This is a genomic window from Metabacillus mangrovi, from assembly GCF_009711125.1.
GTDB classification, from domain to species: Bacteria; Bacillota; Bacilli; order Bacillales; family Bacillaceae; genus Metabacillus_B; species Metabacillus_B mangrovi.
This window is the reverse complement of the sequence record NZ_WMIB01000006.1, coordinates 153123-163846: the sequence shown is the minus strand read 5'-3', so window position 1 is coordinate 163846 and position 10724 is coordinate 153123. Positions and strand designations below refer to the sequence as shown.

5 protein-coding genes, 15 tRNA genes and 2 rRNA genes are annotated in these 10724 nt (G+C 41.1%); all 22 read left to right on the top strand.

The features are described from left to right. Positions 1–1958, top strand: a 23S ribosomal RNA gene (locus tag GKZ89_RS08980); the annotation flags it as partial. Positions 1959–2084: 126 nt separating this feature from the next. Beyond that, positions 2085–2200: ribosomal RNA gene (gene rrf / locus GKZ89_RS08975) — 5S ribosomal RNA — on the top strand. 6 nt (positions 2201–2206) lie between these two features. After that, a tRNA-Asn gene (locus GKZ89_RS08970) sits at positions 2207–2281 on the top strand. A 6-nt stretch (positions 2282–2287) separates the two neighbouring features. Next, positions 2288–2378: transfer RNA gene (locus tag GKZ89_RS08965), tRNA-Ser, on the top strand. 11 nt (positions 2379–2389) lie between these two features. Continuing rightward, positions 2390–2464 (top strand) — tRNA-Glu (locus tag GKZ89_RS08960). Between the two features lie 366 nt (positions 2465–2830). Next, positions 2831–2906: transfer RNA gene (locus GKZ89_RS08955), tRNA-Val, on the top strand. Between the two features lie 24 nt (positions 2907–2930). Beyond that, a tRNA-Met gene (locus tag GKZ89_RS08950) sits at positions 2931–3007 on the top strand. 4 nt (positions 3008–3011) lie between these two features. Next, positions 3012–3088: transfer RNA gene (locus GKZ89_RS08945), tRNA-Asp, on the top strand. Positions 3089–3249: 161 nt separating this feature from the next. Continuing rightward, positions 3250–3325 (top strand) — tRNA-Phe (locus tag GKZ89_RS08940). A 169-nt stretch (positions 3326–3494) separates the two neighbouring features. Continuing rightward, a tRNA-Thr gene (locus GKZ89_RS08935) sits at positions 3495–3567 on the top strand. A gap of 17 nt (positions 3568–3584) precedes the next feature. Continuing rightward, positions 3585–3668, top strand: a tRNA-Tyr gene (locus GKZ89_RS08930). Positions 3669–3674: 6 nt separating this feature from the next. After that, a tRNA-Trp gene (locus tag GKZ89_RS08925) sits at positions 3675–3748 on the top strand. A gap of 18 nt (positions 3749–3766) precedes the next feature. After that, a tRNA-His gene (locus GKZ89_RS08920) sits at positions 3767–3842 on the top strand. A 62-nt stretch (positions 3843–3904) separates the two neighbouring features. Then, a tRNA-Gln gene (locus GKZ89_RS08915) sits at positions 3905–3979 on the top strand. Between the two features lie 60 nt (positions 3980–4039). Continuing rightward, positions 4040–4114: transfer RNA gene (locus GKZ89_RS08910), tRNA-Gly, on the top strand. Positions 4115–4121: 7 nt separating this feature from the next. Beyond that, a tRNA-Cys gene (locus GKZ89_RS08905) sits at positions 4122–4195 on the top strand. A 5-nt stretch (positions 4196–4200) separates the two neighbouring features. Further along, positions 4201–4281: transfer RNA gene (locus GKZ89_RS08900), tRNA-Leu, on the top strand. Between the two features lie 185 nt (positions 4282–4466). Then, on the top strand, positions 4467–5471 hold the full coding sequence (locus tag GKZ89_RS08895; RefSeq protein WP_155112054.1) for a tyrosine-type recombinase/integrase: 1005 nt from the start codon (positions 4467–4469) through the stop codon (positions 5469–5471). A 1-nt stretch (position 5472) separates the two neighbouring features. Continuing rightward, complete coding sequence (locus GKZ89_RS08890; RefSeq protein ID WP_155112053.1) at positions 5473–5667, top strand: hypothetical protein; 195 nt, start codon at positions 5473–5475, stop codon at positions 5665–5667. Between the two features lie 659 nt (positions 5668–6326). Further along, positions 6327–7586 carry a DEAD/DEAH box helicase family protein gene (locus tag GKZ89_RS08885; RefSeq protein WP_155112052.1) on the top strand — a complete coding sequence of 420 codons (1260 nt, stop codon included), beginning with the start codon at positions 6327–6329 and terminating at the stop codon, positions 7584–7586. A gap of 279 nt (positions 7587–7865) precedes the next feature. After that, entirely contained in the window at positions 7866–8141 is a 276-nt protein-coding gene (locus GKZ89_RS08880) for a hypothetical protein (RefSeq protein WP_155112051.1), read from the top strand. A gap of 267 nt (positions 8142–8408) precedes the next feature. After that, positions 8409–10718 carry a site-specific DNA-methyltransferase gene (locus GKZ89_RS08875; RefSeq protein WP_155112050.1) on the top strand — a complete coding sequence of 770 codons (2310 nt, stop codon included), beginning with the start codon at positions 8409–8411 and terminating at the stop codon, positions 10716–10718. Positions 10719–10724 lie beyond the last annotated feature (6 nt).

The window sequence follows — 10724 nt, the reverse complement described above, 5'->3', positions numbered from 1 at the left end:
CCAAAGACTTATCCATGGGAGTCAGACTGCGAGTGATAAGATCCGTAGTCGAAAGGGAAACAGCCCAGACCACCAGCTAAGGTCCCCAAGTATCCGTTAAGTGGAAAAGGATGTGGGGTTGCTTAGACAACCAGGATGTTGGCTTAGAAGCAGCCACCATTTAAAGAGTGCGTAATAGCTCACTGGTCGAGTGACCCTGCGCCGAAAATGTACCGGGGCTAAACGGATCACCGAAGCTGTGGACTGTCCTTCGGACAGTGGTAGGAGAGCGTTCTAAGGGCTGAGAAGCCAGACCGGAAGGACTGGTGGAGCGCTTAGAAGTGAGAATGCCGGTATGAGTAGCGAAAGAGGGGTGAGAATCCCCTCCACCGTATGCCTAAGGTTTCCTGAGGAAGGCTCGTCCGCTCAGGGTTAGTCGGGACCTAAGCCGAGGCCGAAAGGCGTAGGCGATGGACAACAGGTTGAGATTCCTGTACCACCTCTTTTCCGTTTGAGCAATGGAGGGACGCAGGAGGATAGGGTAAGCGCGCTGTTGGATATGCGCGTCCAAGCAGGTAGGCTGGCAAGCAGGCAAATCCGCTTGTCATAAGGCTGAGCTGTGATGGCGAGGGAAATTAAGTACCGAAGTTCCTGATTCCACACTGCCTAGAAAAGCTTCTAGCGAGGAAAATGGTGCCCGTACCGCAAACCGACACAGGTAGGCGAGGAGAGAATCCTAAGGTGATCGAGAGAACTCTCGTTAAGGAACTCGGCAAAATGACCCCGTAACTTCGGGAGAAGGGGTGCTCTGGTAGGGTGCAAGCCCGAGAGAGCCGCAGTGAATAGGCCCAGGCGACTGTTTAGCAAAAACACAGGTCTCTGCGAAGCCGCAAGGCGAAGTATAGGGGCTGACGCCTGCCCGGTGCTGGAAGGTTAAGAGGAGAGGTTAGCGCAAGCGAAGCTTTGAATTGAAGCCCCAGTAAACGGCGGCCGTAACTATAACGGTCCTAAGGTAGCGAAATTCCTTGTCGGGTAAGTTCCGACCCGCACGAAAGGCGTAACGATCTGGGCACTGTCTCAACGAGAGACTCGGTGAAATTATAGTACCTGTGAAGATGCAGGTTACCCGCGACAGGACGGAAAGACCCCGTGGAGCTTTACTGCAGCCTGATATTGAATTTTGGCACAGCTTGTACAGGATAGGTAGGAGCCTTGGAAACCGGAGCGCCAGCTTCGGTGGAGGCATCGGTGGGATACTACCCTGGCTGTGTTGAACTTCTAACCCGCGGCCCTGATCGGGCCGGGAGACAGTGTCAGGCGGGCAGTTTGACTGGGGCGGTCGCCTCCTAAAATGTAACGGAGGCGCCCAAAGGTTCCCTCAGAATGGTTGGAAATCATTCGCAGAGTGTAAAGGCACAAGGGAGCTTGACTGCGAGACCTACAAGTCGAGCAGGGACGAAAGTCGGGCTTAGTGATCCGGTGGTTCCGCATGGAAGGGCCATCGCTCAACGGATAAAAGCTACCCCGGGGATAACAGGCTTATCTCCCCCAAGAGTCCACATCGACGGGGAGGTTTGGCACCTCGATGTCGGCTCATCGCATCCTGGGGCTGTAGTCGGTCCCAAGGGTTGGGCTGTTCGCCCATTAAAGCGGTACGCGAGCTGGGTTCAGAACGTCGTGAGACAGTTCGGTCCCTATCCGTCGCGGGCGCAGGAAATTTGAGAGGAGCTGTCCTTAGTACGAGAGGACCGGGATGGACGCACCGCTGGTGTACCAGTTGTCTTGCCAAAGGCATCGCTGGGTAGCTATGTGCGGACGGGATAAGTGCTGAAAGCATCTAAGCATGAAGCCCCCCTCAAGATGAGATTTCCCATTCTTTGAAGTAAGACCCCTGAAAGATGATCAGGTTGATAGGTTCGAGGTGGAAGCGTGGCGACACGTGCAGCTGACGAATACTAATCGGTCGAGGACTTAACCTAATGACAACGTAAGGCATGACACTCGTGAACATTCGTTATCCAGTTTTGAAAGAACAAAAAAAGATCAAAAAAGGTCTTGATTTTTTCTCTCCACATTATATAATAAGTCTTGTCACTTTTAATTTGTCTGGCAGCTATGGCGAAGAGGCCACACCCGTTCCCATACCGAACACGGAAGTTAAGCTCTTCAGCGCCGATGGTAGTTGGGGGTTTCCCCCTGTGAGAGTAGGACGCCGCCAGGCAAGCATTCCGCAGTAGCTCAGTGGTAGAGCTATCGGCTGTTAACCGATCGGTCGCAGGTTCGAGTCCTGCCTGCGGAGCCATATTATGGAGAGCTGTCCGAGTGGCCGAAGGAGCACGATTGGAAATCGTGTATACGTCATAAGCGTATCGGGGGTTCGAATCCCCCGCTCTCCGCCATAATTTTAACTGGCCCGTTGGTCAAGCGGTTAAGACACCGCCCTTTCACGGCGGTAACACGGGTTCGAATCCCGTACGGGTCACCATCTCAACTCGACACATGAACAGGTAAGCGAAGCAGCATTTAGAGCGCCGCTATCGCAAGCCAAAACCAACACCCAACAAAGTAAACCCAAGAGGGTTGGGAGGAGCAAACAGTGCTGGGAACCGAAGGAGAGAGCACCGGAGCGCACATGTGTGCGTGAGGATGCGAACGACTGAAGGTGACAACGCAATGCGCCGCTCATCGCAAGCCGAAACTTTCACCCAATAAAGTAAACGTAAGAGGGTTGGGAGGAGCAAGCAGTGCTAGGAGCCGAGTGAGCGAACACCGGAGTGCACATAAGTGCATGAGGATGTGAGTGAATGAAAGCGACAACGCAATGCGCCGCTCATCACAAGCCGAAACCAATGGAGGATTAGCTCAGCTGGGAGAGCATCTGCCTTACAAGCAGAGGGTCGGCGGTTCGATCCCGTCATCCTCCACCATAAAAATTTAATCACTTTTATTGTCGCGGGGTGGAGCAGTCTGGTAGCTCGTCGGGCTCATAACCCGAAGGTCGCAGGTTCAAATCCTGTCCCCGCAACCAAAATGGTCCGGTAGTTCAGTTGGTTAGAATGCCTGCCTGTCACGCAGGAGGTCGCGGGTTCGAGTCCCGTCCGGACCGCCATTGATTTTTATCAATGTACTCAGTAAAATGTAAGAGGGTTTCAATAAGCAAGAAGGTCGAGGAAGCGACTGAATGAGCACCGGAGCGTATATGCATACGCGAGGATGTGAATGAGGGAGCTGAGGAAGAGATTCGAAGCTTAGTGGAAGCCGAAACATAATGGCTTGGTAGCTCAGTCGGTAGAGCAATGGACTGAAAATCCATGTGTCGGCGGTTCGATTCCGTCCCAAGCCACCATTTATTATTTTTAAATTAGATATGCCGGTGCAGCTCAATTGGTAGAGCACGATCGAATAAGCTTCCTGAAATTACTTCAGCGCACAGATCGAACTGCTGCTTGACTAAACATCCTGAGATCTGGGCGACCTTATCGAGCAGGAACGGCTTACTATCACAAACATTATTTGCCGGTGTAGCTCAATTGGTAGAGCAACTGACTTGTAATCAGTAGGTTGGGGGTTCAAGTCCTCTTGCCGGCACTGTCTTCACTTAATATGGAGGGGTAGCGAAGTGGCTAAACGCGGCGGACTGTAAATCCGCTCCTTAGGGTTCGGCAGTTCGAATCTGCCCCCCTCCACCATCTTACAGGGGCATAGTTTAACGGTAGAACAGAGGTCTCCAAAACCTCCGGTGTGGGTTCGATTCCTACTGCCCCTGCCAATATAAATTCATAAAGTGGCGGTTGTGGCGAAGTGGTTAACGCATCGGATTGTGGTTCCGACATTCGTGGGTTCGATTCCCATCAGTCGCCCCATTTTTGTTTTATAAAATCAGCTGCAGTATAATGGATCCATACATAATAGAAATCTACATAGATGGGCTATAGCCAAGCGGTAAGGCAACGGACTTTGACTCCGTCATGCGTTGGTTCGAATCCAGCTAGCCCAGCCATTTTTACTTTACAGGAAACATTTCCTTTTCCTTGCATAGAATGACTTACAGGCAAAATAGGCGGAAGTAGTTCAGTGGTAGAACACCACCTTGCCAAGGTGGGGGTCGCGGGTTCGAATCCCGTCTTCCGCTCCAGATGTTTGGCGGCATAGCCAAGAGGAAAGGCAGAGGACTGCAACTCCTTTACCCCCGGTTCGAATCCGGGTGCCGCCTCCAAACATGCCGGTGTGGCGGAATTGGCAGACGCGCACGACTCAAAATCGTGTTCCTCTGGAGTGCCGGTTCGACCCCGGCCACCGGTATCATTTTGTTGTTTATTTAAAAAACGTTAATTACAAGTGAATTAAGTAATATCAACGTTTTTAACGTCTCTACAGGAATTGTAGAGGCGTTTTTTTGTGTTCTTTTTTAGTTGTTTTTTTCCACGACTTTAATACATCTAATCGTGCGTAACAATCGTGTTCATTATGTAAGGGGTGAAGTTGATTTGGCTAGACGGAAGAACACTTTAGATCAAAGTGAACTAGCTATTATGACAAAGGACACTAAATCGTATGTAAGTACTTTCGAAGAGGCAATTGAATTGTTCGTAAAGGACTGTGAATTAAGAAACCTTAGGCCATTCACAATTCAGTATTATTTGAATGAGTTTAAAGCATTTTTAAACTTACTTTCAAGTCAGGGTATAGACATATCTAATTTAAAGCCCTTCAATGTAACAGAAGAACATATTAAAGAAAATGTGATACTTTTTATGAAAAACTACAAAGGTAACAGAGTGGTTTCAATAAATACCCGATTACGGGCTTTACGTTCACTTTTTAATTTTTTGTACAAGCACAAACACATATCACAGAATCCAATGCAAAATACAAAGCTTCTAAAAGATAGGAAAAGGATTATTCCCACATTCAATAAGGAACAGTTGAACAAGCTATTCCGCCAGCCTGATCTGACTACCTTTACTGGAGTTAGGGATTATACAATTATGTTACTAATGCTAGAGACGGGGATAAGAGTAAATGAACTTGCAGGACTTTCTTTAAACGATATTCGTTGGGAAGATCATTTAGTTTGTATTAGAAATGCAAAAAGCTACCGTGAAAGGTTAGTTCCAATTCAGAACGAAATGAAGAAGCAATTAAAAAAATACATTGCTATTCGTGGTTATGTTGAAAGTGAGGCATTATTTGTAACTGTAGATGGCACAAGGCTTACGAGGAGAGGCATTCAACAGAGAATAATTAAATATGGGCGAATGTCTCAGATAGAGGGTGTTCGCTGCAGTTGCCATACATTCAGGCATACCTTTGCAAAGTTGAGTGTGCAGCAAGGGGCAAACATCTTTGAACTTCAAGCTATTCTTGGCCATACCAGTATGGAAATCGTAAAAACATACGTAAATCTTTTTGGAACAGACGTAAGGGAAAGCCATAAGAAATTCTCACCACTAAAGGTACTGGATCAACATACTAAGAAAAGGATGTTTTAACATGGATCTTGATTTCCCCAACATAAATAAAGTAACAACCATAGAAGCAATCAGTTGGTATACCGGTAAGGTTGCTGAAGTAACACAAAAAAAGCATAGAATTGCAGGAACCTTTTCTGAAGGCTATATAAATGCCCTATTGGCTTGGAAACAGGGTTTGAATTCCAAGATAGCAGAAGCAAGAAGAAGCCTTTAAAACATAGAAAAAGCCACCTATTCGCAGTAGGTGACCAAGTAATTCAAACAAATAAAACTGAATACTGAACAGCACCAGCTTTAATTCATCTTATCGAAAAAAATAAGAGGATGCAAGGTCTATTAAATTATGCCTTTTTAGCTGCTGGTCTGTTCACTTGCTGGAATGCCTAGTAACAGCAAGTAAATCAAACCTTGACCGGTTAGCGAAGCCAACGCACAAAATTTAGCGTTTCCACTCATAACAGTTCCTAATTTCTGTTGTGGAAAGTCTATGTGGAGAACGCACATAATCGGTTCGGCAGGCTGCTTGGCGTATACGGTACGGGTAGCAATGGACAAACACCAGCATACAGGACAAGCTTTGTATGGAAAGTCTATTGATGAAGGAATTCATACGTTCAAATTAGGTGACACATGGATACCTCATACAACTCAGTTCAATTCAGTGATTGGAACGGCTGCTTTTTCAGCAATTATATTGCTGTTAAGGTAGCCATTCTTATGTCCAACGTTTCCTAAAACAATCTAGTTAATTCAGTTGAAGGGCAAAATAAAAATCAAGAAAAAAAAGTCTGCATGTCCTATCTCATTCCATATCTGCAAGTAATCCTTTGTAAAAGAAATCTTGCAAAATGAAATGAGAGAGGAAGATAGAAAATGTTGTGCGAGAAATCGAAACAAACGAAGATAAACATAATTGATTCTATTATGGGAAGTGGTAAGACAAGCTGGGCTATCCAGTATATGAATGAGGCACCGATATCCAAAAGGTTCATATATATTACTCCGTTTATGAGTGAAATTGCAAGAGTAATAGACTCTATTGAACGTGAATTTGCCCAACCTGAAGCTTTAAAAGGAGAGACAAAGTTAGAGTCTTTGCAAAAACTAATTGGTGAAGGTAAAGACATAGTGTCAACCCATGCACTTTTCAAAAGGATAAACAAAGAGTTAATTGAGTTGATAGAGATTCAAGGATATACCTTAATAATTGATGAAGTGATAGATATATTAGAGGATCAAAAAATACCACAGGACGATCTTAAAGTTTTGTTATCGGCTAGAAATAGCAACGGTGATCCAATCATATCCGTTGATTCAAAAGGATTCGTTAAATGGAATGATGATGAGTATGAAGAAGGTAATTTTAAGAAAATACGTAATCTTGCTAATGCTGGGAATTTAATCATGTATAACAATACTGCATTGTATTGGTTATTTCCAGTGGCAGCTTTTAAGGGTTTTGAGGAAGTTTTTGTAATGACATATTTGTTTCAAGGACAACTTCAAAGATACTATTTTGATATGTTTGACTTGCAGTATAGTTATCATTCTGTGGCCTATTCTAATGGCAGATATGATCTAGTGAATTACATTCCATTGGGGGAAGAAAATAGAGATCATTTAAAAAATCTGATCCGAATTCATTACTCTAAAGTTTCTGACAAGAGAGATTTGAACAAGATAGGATCGAAACGCAATTCATTTAGTAACTCAGATCTAAGAAGAAAAATGGGGGTTAAAGAGTATAGGAAGATGATCAAAGATAATGCATATAATTTTTACAGACATAAGATAGGAGTATCTACTGAATATGTCATGTGGACGACTTTTAAAGATTTTAAACAGAAGATTCAACCTACAGGATTAAGGGATCAATTTGTGGAAGTCACTGCAAGGGCAACTAATAATTACGCAGATAAATCTGTGTGTATCTATTTAGCTAATCGTTACATGAATCCTGTTACAAAACAATTTTTTATATCACATGATGTAAGTGTGGATGAGGATATATTTGCATTATCTGATTTACTGCAATGGATATTCAGAAGCAGGATAAGAAAAGGTCAGCCAATTGACATTTATATCCCCTCTATAAGAATGAGGAATTTGCTTGAATTATATTTAAATGATTGAATCCCTTGCTAACTTAAACTTAGCAAAGAATGCTTGAAAGCCTTGATAATAAAGGGATTATGGGTTTTTTTCTTAAAAAGAAATAAATATAAATTAAAGAGATCTCCCAACTACATTTCAAGGGATAGCCAAAAAGCGGCTACCCCTATCCATGTAGTTTGGTTTTCGGGATTGTAAATATTCTATTGAATGCAGGGTGAGGGTGGGTTGTTACCCGAACACGAGGCCTAAGCCGAGTTAAGCAGTTTAAGTTCATACTAATTAAAGGAGGTAAGGAAATTGAAAAGGAAACAAAATGTAACTATAGGATTGGATGAACAGGAATTAAATATTTTAATAGAACTAAACAACGAATTATCTCGGAGGTCTTTTAAGAAGCCCAATAGAACAGAGACAGTGAAATTTGCTATTGAATTCACAAGATATAACTTGGATGTAAAAGATTTATTTGAAGAGTTAAAACATGAATTTGAGATGATTAGTGAACAAAATGGATTATTAAAAAAGGCGTTTATAGAATACCATAATAAGATCAATATGATCCATAATCCGTAACTTTTTAATAAAAATAGATTATTACTTATTTTAGCCCAATGAATTGATGGGCTTTTTATTATGTTCTTTAGTCAGCAAGGAAATTGAAGGCGGTTGGTCAAATTTACAAGAGAAACTTACGGATATATTGACCTAATTAAAAAAAGTATATAAACATAAAAAATTCAAAAAAAAACCTTTTTCGACATGAAATTACAAAAAAATAACTTTAAATAGCCGATAATAGAAATAACGTAATTATTTCCAAATGAAATCGGAGAGAAAAATATGGCACTCTTAGAAGATAAGATTGATCAAATACCAATACCAGAACTTAGAAATATAATTAAAAATGAGGTTAAGAATCTAAAAAGAAGGAAACGGTTTGGAGTAGTATTTGAACAACATATACCGGAAGTTGTTCCAATTTTCAGTGCACCAATTACGATTAGATCAACTGTAGCAAAAAAAAATGATAACTTAAGTGAAACTTACAGAGTTAAAGAAATTTCAGACAATACTGCCGTAATAGTTAAAGATTCAGATGGTAGTATTGAAGTAGCTTCTATAGAAAGCATAGTTATTATAAAACAGTTCGGAGATCCTATTTATCCTGCTTTAGTGAAAGTTGATGAAGTTAGAAATGTTTATGGAAGTTCATTAAATCATGTACTAATTGAAGCAGACAATTATCATGCACTTCAATTATTAGAATATATGTACCCAAATAAAGTGGATTGTATATACATAGATCCTCCCTATAATACGGGTGCAAAAGATTGGAAGTACAATAACCATTATATAGACGTCAATGATACTTATAGGCATAGCAAATGGCTATCTATGATGCAAAAACGATTAGTGCTTGCTAAGCACCTATTAAAGAGTGATGGTGTACTGATTCTAACAATTGATGACTATGAACTATATCATATTGGAATTCTTCTTGAGGAGATTTTCTCTGAATACGACGATTATATCGTAACAATAGAACATAACAAAAGAGGAAGAAGAGGGAAGAACTTTGCAAAAACAAATGAATTTGCAATATTCCTAGTACCTAAAGGAAAAGAAGTTATTCAAGAAGAAATACTCGAAGAAATTATCGGTGGAGAAACTAGGAATTTAAGACGAACAGGAAGTGGTTCTCTTAGAACTCAACGGTGGAGAAAGTTCTTCCCGATTTATGTAAATAAACACACTTTAGAAATTGTTGGTGTAGGTGATCCGATCCCCTTAGGTCAACCCATGAGAGACAGTGATGATGAAAATATTATAACAGTCTGGCCGCTGGATGAAGAAGGTGTCGAGAAAAACTGGCATTATGGATTTGAAAGAACAAGAGATGCCGTTAATGAAGGTAAGCTACAAGCTAGAGAACAATCTTACGGAGTGCAAATTTATTACACTCTAAGAGAAAAGCAGTCAAAGAAGCATAAAACTGTTTGGAGTAAGTCAACTCTTGATGCGAGTACGTACGGAACTGAGTTACTTTCAAAAATTATGGGGGGTTCTTCTAATTTTGATTTCCCAAAATCCGTATATGCAGTTGCTAATTGTATCAATGCGGTTGTTAGTAATCGTGAGAATGCTTTAATTCTTGATTTCTTTGCGGGTAGTGGAACTACCCTTCATTCTGTAATGATGCTTAATCAAGCCTACAATAAGAATCATCAATGCATTTTAGTCACTAATAATGAAGTTTCTGGTGATGTAGCTGAAAAATTAGAAGAACAAGGGTATTACCCTGGGCAAGAAAACTGGGAGAAACATGGAGTGTGTAGATCAGTTACTTTTCCAAGGCTAAAATACACTATTAGTGGAAAACGGGAAGATAATTCAATTATAGAAGGAGAATACCTTACTGGTCGACTAATAGATAAGGAAAAATTAAGGAACATTAAACAAATTAGTTTTGTAGACGGGAAAACCCTAAACACCTCAATGAAGAAGCAGCTAGTTTCCTTGATAGAAGGGATTCCACAATCAAAAGTTAGAGGGGATATGCCATTCTTCTTAAATGAAGAATATTCAGCCAGTATTTTGTTTGATGATACTGAGATAGAAACATATATAGAGAGTTTGCAAGAAAGTTTGCATATTACAGATATATATATAATGACACCTAGGCTGAGTCAATTTAATAAATATAAAGAAGAGATCATTAGGAAAATGGGCAATCTTATTGTTAAAGAGGAAGAAAAGCGTGCTTATTCTGATGGCTTTTCTGCGAACCTAGATTATTTCAAACTGGATTTTTTAGAACCTGATGAAGTTGCACTAGGAATACAATTTAAATCTATCCTACCAGTGCTATGGATGATAGCTGGATCAAAGGGAAATATTCCTATTGTTGATGATTCTTTAAGATATTTAATACCTGAAGATAGTACCTACGCTATATTGCTTAAGGAACAATATTTTAATGAATTTCAAAAAAAAGTTGTTGAAAGGGAAGAGATTACTCACATATTTATAGTGACTAATTCAGAAGACTCTTACTTTGATATGAAAGCTGAACTTAATGTTCCTAATGTAGTAATGCTTTACAAAAACTACTTAAAGAATTTTGAATTAAAAAGACAATGGAAGGAATAATGATAA

Bases quoted from the DNA above. Each gene is read 5' to 3' on its own strand.
- GKZ89_RS08890 (WP_155112053.1), top strand. From the start codon at position 5,473: ATGGATCTTGATTTCCCCAACATAAATAAAGTAACAACCATAGAAGCA.
- GKZ89_RS08885 (WP_155112052.1), top strand. From the start codon at position 6,327: ATGTTGTGCGAGAAATCGAAACAAACGAAGATAAACATAATTGATTCT.
- GKZ89_RS08875 (WP_155112050.1), top strand. From the start codon at position 8,409: ATGGCACTCTTAGAAGATAAGATTGATCAAATACCAATACCAGAACTT.